The following is a 17,116-nucleotide window of genomic DNA, read 5'->3' as shown; positions in this document are numbered from 1 at the left end:
ACGCGGCACCGACTGCGCCGTCGCCGACCGCCAGGACGCATGATGGGGACATGACCCACCTCGCCCGCCTCGAGCGCGACGCCCTCTGCGACACCTTCCTCGCGACGGGGCCGGACGCACCGACGTTGTGCTCCCCGTGGACGACGGCCGACCTCGCGGCGCACCTCGTCATCCGGGACCGGCGCCCCGACCTGTCCCCCGGGGTGTGGGTGCCCGCGCTCGCCTCCCGGCTCGAGGAGGGACAGGCCGCGTATGCCGCGAAGCCGTGGCCCGAGCTCGTCGACCTCGTCCGCTCGGGTCCACCTGCCTGGTCACCGGTGCGGCTCCCCCGGCTCGACGACGCCGTGAACCTCGTGGAGTTCGTGATCCACCACGAGGACGTGCTGCGCGGCGACGAGGCCCGCGGCCCGCGGCGCACGATGTCGTTGCGGGAGGAACGGGCCGTGTGGGGCTCGCTCAACCGCCTGGGCCGGCTGCTCTTCCGCCGCAGCCCCGTGGGCGTCGTCCTGCGCGATCCCGACGGCAGGTCCCTGCACGCGCGTTCCACCACCGAGCTCGGCACCGTCGTCCTCGAGGGCTCGCCCGTGGAGCTGCTGCTCGCGGCCTACGGCCGTCGCCGGGTGGCCGAGGTCGAGGTCACCGGCAGCGACGAGGCGGTCGAGGCCCTCTGGGGCGCGCAGCTCGGGCTCGGCTGACCGGCCCCTGACGGGGGTGCGGCCTACCCTTGGCCCATGGGCGAGCAGGTCGGGTTCACGGGGCCGCTGTGGGAGTGGGGTGCCCGCGACAGCTGGTACTTCGTCACGCTGGACGAGGAGGCCGCCGAGGTCGTGCGCGAGCGGCCACGACCACCGCGCGGGTTCGGGTCGGTCCGGGTGCGGGCCACGGTCGGAAGCACGACCTGGACCACCTCGATCTTCCCGAGTGCGGGGGCCGGTGACGAGGACGGCTCGTACGTGCTGCCCGTCAAGAAGGCCGTCCGTGCGGCCGAGGGCATCGAGGAGGGCGACCCCGTCACGGTGCGCCTCGAGCTGCTCGACTGAGGCGATCCGGCGCATCTTGCGCCGCCGCCCACCCTGCGGGGCACGTGGCCGACGGCCGGCGGCTTCAGCGGACGGCGAGACCGTCCGCGCGCAGGGCGTCCTTGACCTCACCGATCGTCAGCTCCCCGAAGTGGAAGACGCTGGCGGCCAGCACGGCGTCCGCGCCGGCCCGCACCGCCGGGGCGAAGTGACCGACCTGCCCGGCTCCGCCGCTGGCGATGAGGGGGATGGAGATCTCCGGTCGGACCAGCCCGATGAGCTCGAGGTCGAACCCGTCCTTGGTGCCGTCGGCGTCCATCGAGTTGAGCAGGATCTCGCCGGCACCGAGCTCGGCCGTGCGGGCGCACCACTCCACCGCGTCGATGCCGGTGCCCTGCCGGCCGCCGTGCGTGGTCACCTCGAAGCCCCCGGTCAACGCGCCCGCCTCGTCCCGGCGGCGCCGGACGTCGGCCGACAGGACGAGCACCTGCGAACCGAAGCGGTCGGCGATCTCGGCGATCAGCTCCGGTCGCGCGATGGCCGCGGTGTTGACCCCCACCTTGTCCGCGCCGGCGCGCAGCAGCCTGTCGACGTCGGCGATCGTCCGCACTCCCCCGCCGACCGTCAGCGGGATGAACACCTGCTCCGCGGTGCGGCTCACCATCTCGTACGTCGTCTCGCGGTTTCCGCTGCTGGCCGTCACGTCGAGGAAGGTCAGCTCGTCGGCGCCCTGCTCGCCGTAGAGCTTGGCCAGCTCCACGGGGTCGCCCGCGTCGCGCAGGTTCGCGAAGTTGACGCCCTTGACCACGCGGCCGGCGTCGACGTCGAGGCACGGGATGACCCGGGTGGCGACACTCACCCGGGAAGGCTACCGATCTAGGGTGGGGCGCATGTCAGGCGGCCGCGAGATGGACGGAGTCGACCCGGTCGACGGCATCGTCCGGCTGGTCGCCGCGAGCCGACCCCGTTGCGGGGGAACGCGGCTCGTCGCCGTGGACGGTCCGAGCGGCGCGGGAAAGACGACCTTGGCGGCCGAGGTCGCGGACGCGCTCGGCGCCCCCACGATCCACATGGACGACCTCTACCCCGGGTGGGACGGGCTCGCCGCCTCCACCGAGCGCGTGCACGAGTGGGTCGTCGACCCCCTGCTGGCAGGACGGCCCGCCCGCTACCGGCGGTGGGACTGGTCCGCCGGCGCGTACGCCGAGTGGCACGAGGCCTCCGGCGACGTGGTCGTCCTCGAAGGATGCGGGTCGGGCGCCCTGCCCGGCGGCGAGCTCCTCTCGGTGCTCGTGTGGGTCGACGCCGACCCGGCCCAGCGCCGGGAGCGCGGACTCGCCCGCGACCCCGGCTACGCCGAGTTCTGGGACCGCTGGGCCGCCCAGGAGCAGGCGCTGTATGCCGCGGACGGCACCCGGGCACGCGCCGACCTCCTCGTGGACACCACGGTGGGACTCGACGCGCCCTCGGACCCGGCGCAGCGCCATACTCGGCCCATGTCCTCCCCCGCCGCCGACCGCACGAACGGCTGACGCGGGTGAGCCCCGACGGCATCACCCGGGCCCGCGCGCGGTTCCGGCGCGGCGCCGCCCGCACGCGCACCCCCACCTCCCAGGACCTGGCCCGCGCCGCCGCCCGCTCGCGCCAGGAGGCGAAGGCACGCACGGCCCGGATGGTCAGCCGGCTCTTCTTCATCGTCCAGTGCGGCCTGGGCGCCGCGGCTGCGTGGTGGGTCGCCTACGACCTCCTGGGCCACGCGCGGCCGTTCTTCGCCCCGGTGACGGCGATCATCTCCCTCGGGCTGTCGTACGGCCAGCGGCTGCGCCGGGTCGGCGAGGTGATGCTCGGCGTGGCGGTCGGGGTGTTCGTCGGCGACGCGTTCGTGCACTTCTTCGGCTCGGGCACCTGGCAGATCGTCGTCGTCGTGGTCCTCTCGATGAGCGTCGCCGGGCTGCTCGGCGCCGGCATGCTGCTCACGACTCAGGCGGGCGTGCAGTCGGTCATCGTCACCACCCTCGTCGCCGACCCCGGGTACGCGTTCACCCGCTGGCTCGACGCCGTGGTCGGCGGGGTCATCGCCCTTCTCTTCACCCTCGTGGCCCCTGCGGCACCCCTGCGCCGCCCGCGGCAGCAGGCCGCGCTCGTGGTCGCCGAGATCAGCGAGATCCTCACCGACACGGTGCGGTCCCTGCGCGAGGGCGACTCCGACCTCGCCTCGGCCACCCTGTCCCGGGCCCGCGACTCCGAGTCGATGCTCGACGAGGCCCGGGCGCTCTCCGCCGAGGGGGTCGCGGTGGTCCGGCTGTCGCTGTTCCGACGGCGGCACCTGCCCGGGGTGCTGGCGATCGCCGACCTGCTCGAACCCCTTGACCGGGCCATCCGCAACCTGCGCGTCCTGGTCCGCCGCGCCGCCATCGCGACGTGGCGAGAGGAACCCGTGCCCACGGCCTACCTGCGCCTGCTCGAGGCACTCGCGGAGACGACCACCGACATCTCCCGCGAGCTCGCGGAGCGCCGGCTGCCCACCCACGCCCGGGTAGGTCTGCACCGGATCGGTGAGGCCAGCGCGGTCCTCGACCCGTCGTCCGGCCTGTCGGGCGAGGTCATGCGTGCCCAGATCCGCTCCATGGTGGTGGACCTCCTGATGCTCACCGGGCTGCCCCTGGAGGAGGCCCGCGACATGGTGCCGGAGTCCATGACCCACACCGCGGACGAGAGCTGACCGCCGCCCTGACAGACTGGCGCCGATGACTGCGCGACGACACCACCTCCCGCCCCTGTGGCTCATGGCTCTCGGACTCGTCGCCGTGGCGGTCAACCTCCGCACCGCGATGGCCAGCGTCCCCCCGGTCGTCGCGTCGATCGGTACGGACCTCGGGCTGTCCAACGCGGCCCTCGGCGCCCTGACCACGTTGCCCGTGCTGTGCATGGGGGCGTTCGCGCCCTTGGCCCAGCGCGTGGCCGCACGCATCGGTGCCGCGGGCGCGATCGAGCTGTCCGTGGTGTGCGTCGCGGTCGGCCTCGCCCTGCGCTTCGGCGGGGGCCACGTGTGGCTCCTGTATGCCGCGACCTTCGTCGCCGGGGTCGGCATCGCCATCGGTGGCACGCTCCTCCCGGGGCTGGTCAAGGAGCTGTTCCCGCCCGAGCGCGCCGGACTGGTCACCGGCCTCTACATGCTCGCCATGATGGGTGGCGCCGGCGCCTCCTCGGCCCTCTCGGTTCCCCTGCAGGGCTGGCTGGGTTCGTGGCAGGCCTCGCTGGGCTCCTGGTCGCTGCTGGGACTCGTCGGCGCGCTCGCCTGGATCCCGGTGTGGCGCGGACACACCCGTCACCGTGCTGCCAACCCCGTCGTGGTGACCCCCGCCCGGCTCCCGTGGAAGCACCCCACCGCCTGGCTGGTCGCGGCCTACCTGGCCGTGCAGTCGATCGAGTTCTACTCGTCCCTCGCCTGGATCGCCCCGACGTACGCGAGCCGTGGCTGGGACCCGACCCACGCCGGGTACCTCCTCAGCGCGTTCACCGCGGCCCAGCTCGTCTCCGGGCTGCTCGCCCCGGCCCTGACCGACAAGGTCCACGACCGCAGGGTCCTGCTCGTCTCGTTCTCCGTGCTCGGGCTGCTCGGCCAGGCGGGGCTGTGGCTCGCGCCTGGTGCGCTGCCGTGGGTCTGGGCGGTCGTCCTCGGGCTGGGGCAGGGTGCGGCCTTCGCCCTCGGCCTCGTGCTCATGGTCGACTACGCGGCCACGCCCGCGGCCAGTGCACGACTGGCCGGGATGGCGTTCCTGTTCAGCTACGGCCTGGCCTCGCTCGGCCCCGCGACCATGGGTGCCATCCGCGATGCGACGGGTGGGTTCGACGGAGTGTGGATGTCATTGACCCTGTTGATGTTCGCGCAGGTGGCCCTTGCGTTCGCACTGCGGCCGGGACTGCGCAGGGTCGACTGATCGCGGTCGTCATCGACGGGTCACCGCGTCGTCCTGGAGCTGCTCGGCCTGGGTGCGCACGGCGACAGTCTCACCGCGGACGGCTGGTCAGGCCACTGATTTACGCGTCCACGTCGACGCACCCCACGACCGGGGGCCGGGTGGCGCCGGGTGGCGCCGGGCGGTGCCGGCACCCACGGCGCTCAGTCGACGGTGACGTCCGGGCTCTTCGGTGACGGCCCGAGCGCCTGGACCAGGGCGGCGAGCCGACTCGCCTCGGAACGCCCGAGCTCCGCATCGGCCTTCTGGATCGCCATGATCGCCAGCGTGTCGGTGTCGTCGAGCTCCACCGTGACCCACGGGTCGCCACCACCGAAGCGGACGTCGACGATGCTGCGCCACGGCACGACACGCGTCGTGACGAGGTTGCGGACGGTGATGCCGTCACGGGTCGGCACTGCGCGGATCGAGGCGAACCGCCAGAGCAGCAGGGCGATCGCCACCCCGACCCCGGCGAAGAAGACCTTGTCACCGGTGCGCCAGGTGCCGCCCTGGGCCGGGCCGGGCAGGAAGACGGCGATGAGCCCGAACAGCAGCAGGGTCGCGGCGGCGAAGCCGAGCGCGACGGCCCGTCCGCGACGCGGCTGGAACACCGCGAAGGCGGTGGCCTCGTCGCGGTCGTCCCGGCGCTCGCTCACAACCGGCACGCGGCGATGTCGGTCACGAGGATCGCCCGCGCGCCGAGGTCCCACAGCTCGTCCATGATCGCGTTGGTCCGTGACCGCGGCACCATGGCCCGCACGGCGGCCCAGTCCTTGTTCTGCAGCTGCGACACGGTCGGCGACTCGAGGCCCGGCGTGATCGCGCAGGCGTCCTCGACGAGGTCGACGGGCACGTCGTAGTCGAGCATGACGTAGTGGCGGGCGGTGATGACCCCGGTGAGCCGGCGCCGGAGCACCTCGACCGCCGCGGTCTCGCCACTGCCCTCGCGGCGGATCAGGACGGCCTCGCTGCGCAGGATCTCCTCGCCGAACACCTCGAGTCCCTGCTGGCGCAGGGTGGTGCCGGTCTCGACGACGTCCGCGATGACGTCGGCCACGCCGAGGGTGATCGCGGTCTCGACGGCCCCGTCCAGGCGGACGACCTCGGCACTGATGCCCTGGCCGGCGAGGTGCTTCTCGACCAGGCCGGAGTAGCTCGTCGCGACGCGGCGGCCCGCGATCTCCTCGACGGAGGCGCAGGTGCCGGGCTTGGCGGCGTACCTGAAGGTGGACCCCCCGAAGCCCAGGGTCATCACCTCGATGGCCGCGCTCCCGGAGTCGAGCAGCAGGTCCCGCCCGGTGATGCCGCAGTCGACGGTGCCGGAGCCGACATAGACCGCGATGTCCCGGGGGCGCAGGTAGAAGAACTCGACGTCGTTGTCGGCGTCCGTGAGGACGAGCTCCTTGCTGTCACGACGGACGCGGTAGCCCGCCTCGCGCAGCATCTCGACGGAGGCCTCGGAGAGGGAGCCCTTGTTGGGCACGGCAATTCGCAGCATGGCGGTGGTTCCTAGAGGTGGGTGTAGACGTCGTCGAGGCTGATGTCGGAGGCGATCATGAGCACCTGCAGGTGGTAGAGCAGCTGGCTGATCTCCTCGGCCGTGCGCTCCTTGCCCTCGTGCTCGGCAGCCATCCAGACCTCGGCCGCCTCCTCGACGATCTTCTTCCCGATGGCATGCACGCCGGCGTCCAGCTCACGGACGGTGCCCGAGCCCTCGGGCCGGGTCACCGCCTTCTCGGCCAGCTCGGCGTACAGGTCGTCGAAGGTCTTCACGCGTCAAGGGTACGGGTGGCCGTCGCACCGACCGAACCCGGACCGGGTGCCGGAACCGGCACCCGGTCCGGGACCCGCCCGGGCTCAGGCAGGGACGGTGCGGGAGGGGGCGCCATACGTCGTCGTGCGCTCCCGCACCGGACGCCCGATGCCGCCGGCGATCTCGGTGAGCTCGGCAACGGTCTTGGCGGACCCGTGCTCGGAGCCGGCCATCCGGCTGATGGTCTCCTCCATGAGCGTCCCACCCAGGTCGTCGGCACCGCCGGTGAGCATCGCCCGGGTGCCCTCGACGCCGAGCTTCACCCACGACGTCTGCACGTGGTCGATGCGGCCGTGCAGCATGAGGCGCGCGACGGCGTGGACGGCGCGGTTGTCGCGCAACGTGGGCCCGGGTCGGGCGAGGCCGGCGAGGTAGACCGGGGCGTTGGTGTGCACGAAGGGCAGCGGCACGAACTCGGTCAGCCCGCCCGTGCGGTCCTGCAGCTCCTGCAGACGGCGCAGGTGGCCGACCCAGTGGCGCGGGTGGTCGACGTGGCCGTACATCATCGTGGAGCTGCTGGGGATGCCGAGCTCGTGCGCGGTGGCCACGATCTCGAGCCACTGGTCGGCGGGCAGCTTGCCCTTGGTCAGGACCCAGCGCACCTCGTCGTCGAGGATCTCGGCGGCCGTGCCCGGTATGGAGTCGAGGCCGGCCTCCTTGACCTCCTCCAGCCAGGCACGGGCCGAGACCCCCTGCTTGGCCGACGCGGTGGCGATCTCCATGGGAGAGAAGGCGTGGACGTGGATGCCCGGCGCCGCGGACTTCACGGCCCGGACGATGTCGGCGTACGCCCCCGCCTTGAGGTCGGGCGAGATCCCACCCTGCAGGCAGACCTCCGTCGCGCCGAGCGCCTGCGCCTCCGCGGCGCGGGTGCCGACCTCCTCGAGCGAGAGCGTGTAGGCGTCGGCATCGGTCTTGCGCTGTGCGAACGCGCAGAACCGGCAGCCGACGTAGCAGACGTTGGTGAAGTTGATGTTCCGGTTCACGACGTAGGTGACGTCGTCACCGACGACCTCGCGTCGAAGGTGGTCGGCCAGCGAGGTGAGGGCCTCGAGGTCCGCGCCGTCGGCGGTGAACAGCGTCAGGTAGTCGGCGTCCGAGAGACCGGCCGGGTCCGACTCGGCGCGCGCCAGGGCGGCGCGGGCGTCACTGGGCAGCAACGTCGCGGACCCGTCGATGCGCGTCGCGACCTCGCTCCAGTCGCCGTAGACCTGGTCGAAGTCGCTGCGCCGGTCGGCGGTCCGACCGGTCGTGTCGATGCTGGCGTGCAGGTCGGTGCGCCCCGTGCCGGCGCCGAGGTCGGCGACACCACCGTCCGGTTCCTGCCACGGCAGCCCGGTCGCGACGGCGCCCTCACGGGCGAGACCGGTCACCGGGTCGGCAAGGGCCTCGACATGGGGGCGGACGCGGGGGTCGAACCACGGCTCGTCACCGGACAGGCCTCCGCGAACGAACCGCGGGTGCGCCGTGAGGCGCTCGGCCAGCCGCAGCCCGGAGTCCGCCGTCCACTGCTCCAGCCGCTCGATCTCGGGCCAGGGGCGCTCGGGGTTCACGTGGTCCGGCGTGACCGGCGAGACACCGCCCCAGTCGTCGACACCCGCGGCGAGCAGGCGCGCGATCTCGGCTGGTTCGGACAGGTTGGGCGGTGCCTGGACCGTGACGGTCGGGCCGAGGAGCAGTCGGGTCACCGCGATGGTGGCGAGGTACTCCTCCGCCCCGAGGTCGGGGGTCGACCGCATCGCCGTGTCGTCCTTGGCCCGGAAGTTCTGGACGATGCACTCCTGGACGGTGCCGTACTCCCGTGCCACGTGGCGGATCGCCAGGATGCTGTCGACGCGGTCCTGGGCGTCCTCCCCGATGCCGACGAGGATGCCCGTGGTGAACGGCACCCCCACCCGGCCGGCGTCCTCGAGCACCCGCAGGCGCACCGCCGGGTCCTTGTCCGGCGACCCGAAGTGGGCTCCCCCGGGCTCCTCGAACACTGCTCGCGACGTCGTCTCCAGCATCATGCCCATCGACGGGGCGACCGGCTTGAGCCGCTGCAGGTCCGACCACGACATGACGCCGGGGTTGAGGTGCGGCAGCAGTCCGGTCTCCTCCAGCACACGGATCGACATCGCGCGGACGTAGGACAGCGTGTCGTCGTACCCGTGGGCGTCCAGCCACTCCCGCGCCGCCGGCCAGCGGTCCTCGGGCCGGTCCCCCAGGGTGAACAGCGCCTCCTTGCAGCCCTGCGCCGCCCCCGCCCGCGCGATGTCGAGCACCTCGTCCGGTGAGAGGTATGGCGCGGGGAGACGACCCGGGACGGTGGCGAACGTGCAGTAGTGGCAACGGTCGCGGCACAACCGGGTGAGGGGGATGAAGACCTTGCGCGAGTACGTGACGACCCCGGGTCGACCCGCGGCGGCCATGGCCGCGTCACGGACCCGGCTCGCCGAGGTGAACAGCTGCTCGAGGTCCTCACCGCGAGCCCCCAGCAGCACCAGGGCCTCCGCACCGTCGAGGGCCTTGCCGTCCCTGGCCCGCGCCAGGGCTCGTCGCATCGCGTTGTCGGTCACCACGTGAGCGTAGTCAGGACCGCCGCCATCCCCGCGAAGCGGGTGTCGTTCCGGGAGACCTGCAGAAATATGTCCCGTTTCGCCACGCAACCCCCGCTTTGCGGGTGGGGCCGCGCCGTCAGACGTGGAGGTCGCGCAGGGTCACGGCAGTCGCCACCGCGGCGGTCGCGGCCTCGTGGCCCTTGTCCTCGCTCGACCCCTCGAGGCCGGCCCGGTCGAGGGCCTGCTGCTCGTCGTCGCAGGTCAGCACCCCGAACCCGATCGGCACCCCTGTCGTGATGCTGACCTGCGTCAGGCCGGTCGTCACGCCGGAGCAGACGTACTCGAAGTGCGGGGTGCCGCCACGGATGACCACACCGAGGGCCACGAGGGCGTCGTGGCTCGGCGCGAGCCGGGCGCAGGCGACGCTCAGCTCGACCGTCCCGGGGACGCGCACCACGGCGGCGTCCTGAATGCCGGCGTCGGCGAGGCCACGGACCGCGCCGGCCACCAGCCCGTCCATCACCACGTCGTGCCACGAGGCGGCCACGACCGCCACCCGCAGCCCTGTTCCGTCGACCGCGATCGCCGGTGCCCCGTGTCCACTCATGCCGATGCTCCCTGGTCCGTGCCCTCGATGACGAGGCGGTGCCCCATCCGGTCCCGCTTGGTGCGCAGGTAGGCCTCGTTGGTGGGCAGGGGCGCGATGCTGATCGGCTCCACCGCCGGCACCTCGATGCCATGGCCCCGCAGCGCCTCGACCTTGAGCGGGTTGTTCGTCAGGAGCCGCACCGCCGCGATGCCGAGGTCGACGAGCACCGCTGCCCCGGCGGCATACTCCCTCGCGTCGATCGGGAGGCCGAGCTCGACCTGCGCATCGACGGTGTCGAGCCCCTGGTCCTGCAGGCCGTAGGCCTGGAGCTTGGACACGAGGCCGACACCACGGCCCTCGTGACCGCGGAGGTAGACGACCGCTCCCCCCTCGGCTGCGACACGCTCGAGGGAGCGTTCGAGCTGGGGTCCGCAGTCGCAGCGCTGGGAGCCGAACACGTCGCCGGTGAGGCACTCGGAGTGCAGTCGCACCAACGGCGCCCGTCCGACCAGTCCCCGCGGGCTGACGAGGGCGAGGTGCTCCGCGCCGGTGACGACGTCGCGGTAGCCGACGGCGCGGAAGGTCCCGTGCGCGGTGGGCAGCACGGTGTCGGCGAGACGGCGGACACGGTCATGGCGCTGACGCCAGGCGATGAGCTGGGCGATCGTCACGACGGGCAGCCCGTGGCGGGCGCCGGTGTCCAGCACCTCGGGGAGGCGCATCATCGTGCCGTCGTCGTTGACCAGCTCACCGATCGCGCCGACCGGTGCCAGCCCGGCGAGGCGGCAGAGGTCGACCGCGGCCTCGGTGTGCCCGGGCCGCTCCAGCACGCCACCGTCCTTGGCGCGCAACGGGATCACGTGCCCGGGCCGCACGAACGACCCCGGCGTGGATGCCGGGTCCGCCAGCAGCCGTATGGTGCGGGCCCGGTCCGCCGCGCTGATCCCGGTGGTCACGCCTTCCGCCGCGTCGACCGTGACGGTGTAGGCGGTGCGCAGGGGGTCGCGGTTGTCCGCGACCATGAGCGGCAGCCCCAGCCGGTCCGCGGTCTCGCTGGTCACCGGGGCGCAGAGGTAGCCGCTGGTGTGCCGGATCGTCCAGGCGAGCCACTCGTCCGTCAACGTCTGGGCGGCCAGCACGACGTCGCCCTCGTTCTCGCGGTCCTCGCTGTCGGTGACCAGGACCGGGCGACCCTCGCGCAGCGCCTCGAGGGCCTGGTCGATGGTCGCGAGCCGAGTCATGCCCGCGCTCCCGCGAGCTCGCGTTCGGGACTGCTCTCCTCGCGAGAGGCCTTGAGCCACACGAAGAAGCCGTAGAGCACTAGGCCGCCGTACACGGCATACAGGACCGCGGACGGGTAGAACCCGGAGTGCACCAGCAGGGGCACGCCGACGAGGTCCACCGCGATCCAAGCGAGCCAGAAGTCGTTCCACCCGCGCGCCATGGCGTAGGTCGCGACGATCGAGCCGACGAAGATCCAGGCGTCGCACCAGAAGTACCAGCGGGGCGCGGGGAACCCGGCGCCGATGGCCGCGAACCCCCACTGCAGGACGACCACGCCGGCCACCCAGAAGCCGAGGTAGGCGAGGCGTTCCCGGGGCGTGGCCCAGCGCGGGGTGATGGCCGGTCGGTCGGTGCCGTCCGCGCGGTTGGCCCGGCGCACCCGCCGCCAGAGCAGCCAGCCGTAGATGCTCGTGATGATGAAGAAGACCTGGCGGCCGGCCTGGCCGTAGAGCGTCGTGTGCTGCGGGTTGGAGAAGGCCACGCCGAAGAAGACCGTGAACAGCAGGGCGTTCCCGACGATGCCCACCGGCCAGGCCCAGACGCGCCGCCGCATGCCGCCGATGGCCGACGCGAAGCCGAAGGCGTTGCCGACGACCTCACGCCAGAGGATCTGCTGCGAGCCGATCGTCAGCTGGGCCTCGAAGAGGCGTTCGAGCACGTTCATGAGTGGTCCTCCGGTGCGACGACGAGCGGGTAGGCGGCAGCGTCACGACCCGGCTGGGACATGAGCCGTTCGACGTACTTGGCGATGACGTCGACCTCGAGGTTGACGGGGTCCCCGACGCCCTTGTGGCCGAGGGTGGTCAGGTCGAGTGTCGTGGGGATGAGCGAGACGGTGAACGACGTGTCGTCGACCGAGGCGACGGTCAGGCTGACCCCGTCGACGGTGATCGAGCCCTTCTCGACGACGTAGCGCGAGAGCGCCGGCGGGAGCGTGAAGCCCACGACCTCCCAGCGGTCCCCCGGTGTGCGGTGGGTGATGGTGGCCGTCCCGTCCACGTGGCCCTGGACCACGTGACCGCCGAACCGTCCGTTCGCCGGCATCGCCCGCTCGAGGTTCACCCGTGCACCGGGGACGAGCGCGCCGAGGCTGGAGCGCCGCAGGGTCTCGGCCATCACGTCGACGGTGAACTCCTCGTCGCCGTGCTCGACCACGGTGAGGCAGACCCCGTTGACCGAGATGGAGGCGCCGTGCACGGCATCGGTCGTCACGACCGCCCCGTGCACCGTCAGCCGTGCCGAGTCCTCGCCCGCATCGAGCCCGACCACGTGGCCGAGCTCTTCGACGATTCCGGTGAACATCAGTGGATCTCCTTCAGTGCTGCGGTGATTCGTACATCCGTGCCGAGGACGGTGATGTCGGTGGGCTCGAGGCGCAGGGCGTCGGCCATGGTGGTGATGCCGAGGTCCCCGACGGAGGGACGCCCGCGCCCGAGGAACACTGGGGCGACGTAGGCGATGACCTCGTCGACGACCCCGGCGGCCAGGAACGCGGCCGCCATCGTCGGCCCGCCCTCGAGCCACACGTGGTGGATCTCGGCCTCCGCGAGCCGGGCAAGGACCTCCTTCGGGTCACGGGTGCGCAGGTGCCAGGTCGGTGCGCTCTCGTCCAGCACCCGGGCGTCCGGGCGCAGGTCACGCTCCCCCACGACGACCCGCAGCGGCTGGTGCTCGTGCAGGGAGCCGTCGGCACGACGTGCCGTCAGCCGGGGGTCGTCGGTGAGGGCCGTACCGGTGCCGATGATGACCGCGCCGCACTGGGAGCGCTGGGTGTGCACGTCGTCGCGGGCGACCGGGCCGGTGATCCACTGGCTCGTGCCGTCGGCCGCGGCGCTGCGCCCGTCGAGCGTGGACGCGAGCTTCCAGGTCACCCACGGCCGGCCGGTCGTGACCAGGTGGGTCCAGGTCCGGTTCAGGGCGGTCGCCTCGTCGTCCAGCACCCCGCTGGTCACCTCGACGCCGTGACCGCGCAGCACCTCGGCCCCGCCCGCGGCGCGCGGGTTCGGGTCGGACTGGGCGTGCACGACGCGGGCCACCCCGGCCTCCAGGAGCGCCTGGGCACACGGCTGCGTGCGTCCGGTGTGGTTGCACGGCTCGAGGGTGACGTAGGCCGTCGCACCCCTCGCCGCGTCGCCCGCGTGGCTCAACGCGTCGGTCTCGGCGTGCAGGGTCCCGGCGCCCCGGTGCCAGCCCTCGGCCACGAGGTCGCCCTCAGGCGAGACGAGGACGCAGCCGACGCGCGGGTTGGCGTCGGGGCGACGACCACGTGCCGCGAGCTCGAGCGCACGACGCATCCACGCGACGTCACGGTCCGGTGGGACCTGGTCGCGCTCGTCCTGGTGCTGCTGCATGTCCTGCCCTCGTGCTCGAGACCGATCGGTCGAGCTCCGGGGGACGTGCGGGCAGGGTCGACGGGTGCCCGGCGCGCGACGACAGGAGTCGTCACCACCGGACAGGACCGAGGGTCCTGCCTTGCGTGCTGCCTACCATCCGGACTTTCACCGTCGGTCCTGGAGTTCCACCAGGTCAACCGGCCGCTGGCTGCGGCCGGGTCGCGGACTGTCACCGCCGGTTCGGAATTGCACCGACCCCGGAGCACGTGCTCCCAGTATGCCAGCGTGGTCCCGTCAGCGCGTAGCCCAGGTCCGCGTGACGGTCCTCACCGCGGCCGGGTGCGGGCTCCGGGTCAGTGCTGGTGGCGCGTGGCGAGGGCCCGCAACTCGTCCACCGCCGCCGCAGCGTCCTCGGCGCCGTACACGGCGGAGCCGGCGACGAACACGTCGGCACCGGCCTCGGCGCACTGCTCGATGGTGGCCGCGGAGACTCCCCCGTCGACCTGCACCCAGACCTCGCCGCCGAGGCGTCGCACGGCCTCACGGACCTGGGTGACCTTGGGCATCTGGTCGGCCATGAACGACTGGCCGCCGAACCCCGGCTCGACCGTCATGACCAGCACCATGTCCAGGTCCGGGAGCAGGTCCTCGTAGGGGGCGAACGACGTCCCGGGCTTGAGCGCCATACCGGACCGTGCCCCGGCGGCACGGATGGAGCGCGCGACCGCGCGGGGGTCGGCGGCCGCCTCGACGTGGAAGGTGACCGACGAACCGCCCGCCTCCGCGTACTGCGGCGCCCAGCGGTCGGGGTCCTCGATCATCAGGTGGCAGTCCAGCGGGATGGGGCTCACCCGGGCCAGGGCCTCGACGATCGGCAGGCCGAGGGTCAGGTTCGGCACGAAGTGGCCGTCCATGACGTCCACGTGTGCCCAGTCCGCGTTGGCGATGCGCGCCAGCTCGGACTCGAGGTTGGCGAAGTCGGCCGACAGGATGCTGGGCGAGATCTGCACGGCGCTCACCCTAACGGGCGACCAGAGGCCGGATCGACCCACCCGGAGCGTCCCGAGAGGCTCTGCCGAGCTGGCTACTTCTTGCGCAGCAGGGCGAGGAACATCCCGTCGGTGCCGTGGATGTGCGGCCACAGCTGGACGGTCGGTCCGTCGCCGGGCACGTCGACCGGCTCGCCGGAGGCATCGCGGAGGTAGCCGCGGGCGTCCAGCAGCTCGATGTCGTCGCGCTTGCGGGTGACGTCGCGCACGACGAACTGGGTCTCCGCCAGGTGCGGGCTGCACGTCGCGTACGCGACCACTCCGCCGGGCGCCGTGGCGTCGATGGCCGAGGCGAGCAGCTCGCGCTGCAGCTTGCCGAGGTCCGCGAGATCGGCGGGAGTCCGGCGCCAGCGCGCCTCGGGGCGACGGCGCAGTGCGCCCAGCCCGGTGCACGGGGCGTCCACGAGGACCCGCTGGTAGCGCTCGGGCTCGTCCTCGCCGTACGCCCGTCCGTCACAGGTCCGCACCTCGATCGTGCGGCCGTGGGCGCCGGCCTGGAGCAGCGCGGGGCGCAGGGTCTGGCGGACGAGCTCGGTGCGGTGCTCGCTGACCTCGTTGGCAGTGAGGTCGGCCCCCGCCCCGAACGCCAGCGCGGCGAGCAGCCCCGCCTTGCCACCGGGGCCCGCGCACAGGTCCAGCCACTGCTCGGTGCCGTCACCGTCGACGGGCACCGCTGCGAGGGCCAGCGCCAGGAGCTGCGAACCCTCGTCCTGGACCGCGGCCCGTCCCTCCCGCACCGCGCGTATGGCGCCGGGGTCACCTCCCGGCAGAACCGCCCCCACCGGCGAGAGCCAAGACGCCTCGGCCCCGTCGTCGACGAGCTCGTCGACGCTGCTCAGGCCGGGCCTGGCGACGAGCGAGACCTTGGCGGGTTCGTTGTCCGAGGTGACCAGGGCGCTCAGCTCGTCGTCGATGGTCTCCGCCGTCGCGGCGCCGTGGCCGAGCAGGGCCGCGCGCAACGCCTTGACCACCCACTCGGGGTGCGAGTGCTCGACCGACAGCTGTGCCGTGAGGTCACCGTCGGCGGGGACGACCTCGGCCAGCCACTCGTCGAGGTCGCGCTCGCTGATCCGCCGCATGACCGCGTTCACGAAGCCGGCGGCCCCGGCACCGTTGACCTTGCGGGCCAGGGCGACGGTCTCGTCGACGGCCGCATGCGTCGGGACGCGCATGCCGAGAAGCTGGTGAGCACCGAGGCGCAGCGTGTCGACGACGTTCTCGTCGATCTTGGTGATCGGCCTTGCCGCGGCAACGCTGATGATCGGGTCGTACAAGCCGTGCATGCGCACCGCGCCATACACGAGCTCGGTCGTGAACGCGGCGTCACGGCCACGGATGTCCTTCTCCCGCAACACTCTCGGGAGCTCGAGGTTGGCGTAGGCACCGTCTGCGACGGCCCGCATCACCGTGTAGGCGGCAAGCCGTTGCGGGTCGCTCGTACGGCCACGCTCACTCGGCTTCTGTGCCGAACGCTCACGTCCGCCGTGCGCGCGTTCGGGTCGCTGGCGACCCTGTGCGTTGCGCCGCGGCCCGCCTTGACCTCTGCCGCGGTCGCCGCCCGACTCGCTCATGACTGGGCCTGGACCATGGTGAAGCACTCTCCTCGTGCGATGCGGGTGCCACGGGCCCAGTCGGGCGCAGCCATGTCCTTCTTGCCGTGCGGGCGGACCTCGCCGAGGAGGACCGGGGTCGTCGCCGTCCCCACCCAGACGGCGCGCTTGCCCGCCGAGATCTCACCGGGTCCCAAGCCGTCGGGCGCGTCGACCGCACCGGTCGGTGTCAGGGTGACGGGAGACAGCTTGAGGCGCTCGCCCCGGAACGTGGTCCAGGCCCCGGGCGCCGGCGTGCAGCCCCGCACCAGGCGGTCGACGGCGATCGCCGGTCGGTCCCAACGGACCTCGGCGTCCGCGACGTCGAGCTTCGGCGCGAGCGAGACGCCTTCCGCCCCTTGGGGCACCGGCTGCAGCGAACCGTCCTCGATCCCGTCCATGGTGGCCACGAGCAACCCCGAACCCCCGTCGGCGAGTCGCCCGAGGAGGTCTCCCGACGTGTCGGTGGGACGGACGCGTTCGGTCATCACGCCATACACGGGGCCGGTGTCCAGGCCCTCCTCGATGAGGAAGGTCGAGGCACCGGTCATCTCGTCGCCGGCCATCAGGGCGTGCTGCACGGGGGCGGCGCCCCGCCACGCGGGCAGCAGCGAGAAGTGCAGGTTGACCCAGCCGTGGCGCGGGATGTCAAGAGCCGCGCGAGGGATCAGGGCGCCGTAGGCGACCACGGGGCAGACGTCGGGTTCGAGCTCACGCAACCGCTGGAGGAAGTCCTCCTCGCTCGGGCGACGCGGTGTGAGGACCTCGATCCCACGTTCCTGCGCCCACTGCCGCACCGGTGACTGGGCGAGACCCCGACCTCGGCCGGCACGGGCGTCAGGACGGGTCACCACCGCCACGACCTCGTGCGCCGACGCGTGGAGCGCCTCGAGGGCCGGGACCGCCACGTCGGGGGTGCCTGCGAAGACCAGGCGCAG

Annotated in this window: 18 protein-coding genes and 1 riboswitch; of the genes, 5 read left to right on the top strand and 13 right to left on the bottom strand. The window is 72.8% G+C overall.

Features of this window, described 5'->3' with window-relative positions:
- Window positions 1–50 precede the first annotated feature (50 nt).
- Window positions 51–695, top strand: coding sequence for a TIGR03085 family metal-binding protein (locus tag ACYVKF_RS15665; RefSeq protein WP_056914264.1), 645 nt, complete (start codon window positions 51–53; stop codon window positions 693–695).
- A gap of 36 nt (window positions 696–731) precedes the next feature.
- Entirely contained in the window at window positions 732–1,040 is a 309-nt protein-coding gene (locus ACYVKF_RS15660) for a DUF1905 domain-containing protein (RefSeq protein ID WP_460967634.1), read from the top strand.
- Window positions 1,041–1,104: 64 nt separating this feature from the next.
- Here the strand turns inward: ACYVKF_RS15660 and hisF are convergent, their stop codons facing one another.
- Window positions 1,105–1,878: an imidazole glycerol phosphate synthase subunit HisF gene (hisF, locus tag ACYVKF_RS15655; RefSeq protein WP_460967633.1), complete on the bottom strand. Its 774-nt coding sequence runs from the start codon at window positions 1,876–1,878 to the stop codon at window positions 1,105–1,107.
- A 31-nt stretch (window positions 1,879–1,909) separates the two neighbouring features.
- On the opposite strand from hisF, the gene ACYVKF_RS15650 reads away from it, so the two are divergent.
- Genes ACYVKF_RS15650 through ACYVKF_RS15640 form a run of 3 tightly spaced genes read left to right on the top strand, consistent with a single transcriptional unit; the run spans window position 1,910 to window position 4,960 of the window.
- Window positions 1,910–2,551 (top strand): nucleoside/nucleotide kinase family protein, encoded by a 642-nt coding sequence (locus tag ACYVKF_RS15650; protein WP_460967631.1) that lies wholly within the window; start codon window positions 1,910–1,912, stop codon window positions 2,549–2,551.
- Between the two features lie 5 nt (window positions 2,552–2,556).
- Window positions 2,557–3,741, top strand: coding sequence for an FUSC family protein (locus tag ACYVKF_RS15645; protein ID WP_235529142.1), 1,185 nt, complete (start codon window positions 2,557–2,559; stop codon window positions 3,739–3,741).
- 25 nt (window positions 3,742–3,766) lie between these two features.
- Entirely contained in the window at window positions 3,767–4,960 is a 1,194-nt protein-coding gene (locus ACYVKF_RS15640) for an MFS transporter (protein ID WP_460967629.1), read from the top strand.
- Between the two features lie 182 nt (window positions 4,961–5,142).
- Here ACYVKF_RS15640 and ACYVKF_RS15635 read toward each other — a convergent pair whose 3' ends face one another.
- The 12 genes from ACYVKF_RS15635 to fmt all read right to left on the bottom strand — a co-directional run bounded on the left by ACYVKF_RS15635 (window position 5,143) and on the right by fmt (window position 17,116).
- Window positions 5,143–5,637, bottom strand: a complete 495-nt coding sequence (locus tag ACYVKF_RS15635; protein WP_056914260.1) for a PH domain-containing protein — start codon at window positions 5,635–5,637, stop codon at window positions 5,143–5,145.
- A complete protein-coding gene (hisG, locus tag ACYVKF_RS15630; RefSeq protein ID WP_056914259.1) occupies window positions 5,634–6,479 on the bottom strand; it encodes an ATP phosphoribosyltransferase in 846 nt (281 codons plus the stop codon). Before hisG ends, ACYVKF_RS15635 begins: the two co-directional genes overlap by 4 nt.
- An 11-nt stretch (window positions 6,480–6,490) precedes the next feature.
- Window positions 6,491–6,754 carry a phosphoribosyl-ATP diphosphatase gene (locus tag ACYVKF_RS15625; protein ID WP_056914258.1) on the bottom strand — a complete coding sequence of 88 codons (264 nt, stop codon included), beginning with the start codon at window positions 6,752–6,754 and terminating at the stop codon, window positions 6,491–6,493.
- An 84-nt stretch (window positions 6,755–6,838) separates the two neighbouring features.
- Entirely contained in the window at window positions 6,839–9,352 is a 2,514-nt protein-coding gene (locus ACYVKF_RS15620) for a bifunctional FO biosynthesis protein CofGH (protein WP_056919241.1), read from the bottom strand.
- Window positions 9,353–9,470: 118 nt separating this feature from the next.
- Complete coding sequence (gene ribH / locus ACYVKF_RS15615) at window positions 9,471–9,941, bottom strand: 6,7-dimethyl-8-ribityllumazine synthase (RefSeq protein WP_056914257.1); 471 nt, start codon at window positions 9,939–9,941, stop codon at window positions 9,471–9,473.
- Entirely contained in the window at window positions 9,938–11,164 is a 1,227-nt protein-coding gene (locus ACYVKF_RS15610) for a bifunctional 3,4-dihydroxy-2-butanone-4-phosphate synthase/GTP cyclohydrolase II (RefSeq protein WP_460967626.1), read from the bottom strand. The genes ribH and ACYVKF_RS15610 overlap by 4 nt, the downstream gene beginning before the upstream one ends.
- A complete protein-coding gene (pnuC, locus tag ACYVKF_RS15605) occupies window positions 11,161–11,871 on the bottom strand; it encodes a nicotinamide riboside transporter PnuC (protein WP_460967624.1) in 711 nt (236 codons plus the stop codon). Before pnuC ends, ACYVKF_RS15610 begins: the two co-directional genes overlap by 4 nt.
- A complete protein-coding gene (locus ACYVKF_RS15600; protein ID WP_460967622.1) occupies window positions 11,868–12,509 on the bottom strand; it encodes a riboflavin synthase in 642 nt (213 codons plus the stop codon). The genes pnuC and ACYVKF_RS15600 overlap by 4 nt, the downstream gene beginning before the upstream one ends.
- On the bottom strand, window positions 12,509–13,558 hold the full coding sequence (ribD, locus tag ACYVKF_RS15595) for a bifunctional diaminohydroxyphosphoribosylaminopyrimidine deaminase/5-amino-6-(5-phosphoribosylamino)uracil reductase RibD (protein WP_460967620.1): 1,050 nt from the start codon (window positions 13,556–13,558) through the stop codon (window positions 12,509–12,511). Before ribD ends, ACYVKF_RS15600 begins: the two co-directional genes overlap by 1 nt.
- A 121-nt stretch (window positions 13,559–13,679) precedes the next feature.
- Window positions 13,680–13,810: riboswitch (FMN riboswitch) on the bottom strand.
- 83 nt (window positions 13,811–13,893) lie between these two features.
- Window positions 13,894–14,550, bottom strand: coding sequence for a ribulose-phosphate 3-epimerase (gene rpe, locus ACYVKF_RS15590; RefSeq protein ID WP_460967618.1), 657 nt, complete (start codon window positions 14,548–14,550; stop codon window positions 13,894–13,896).
- A gap of 74 nt (window positions 14,551–14,624) precedes the next feature.
- Window positions 14,625–16,160, bottom strand: a complete 1,536-nt coding sequence (locus tag ACYVKF_RS15585; RefSeq protein ID WP_460967616.1) for an RsmB/NOP family class I SAM-dependent RNA methyltransferase — start codon at window positions 16,158–16,160, stop codon at window positions 14,625–14,627.
- On the bottom strand, window positions 16,157–17,116 hold the full coding sequence (gene fmt, locus ACYVKF_RS15580; protein ID WP_056917043.1) for a methionyl-tRNA formyltransferase: 960 nt from the start codon (window positions 17,114–17,116) through the stop codon (window positions 16,157–16,159). Before fmt ends, ACYVKF_RS15585 begins: the two co-directional genes overlap by 4 nt.

The sequence above is a fragment of the Pedococcus soli genome (assembly GCF_054782575.1).
This window is presented reverse-complemented; position numbering and strand designations above follow the sequence as displayed.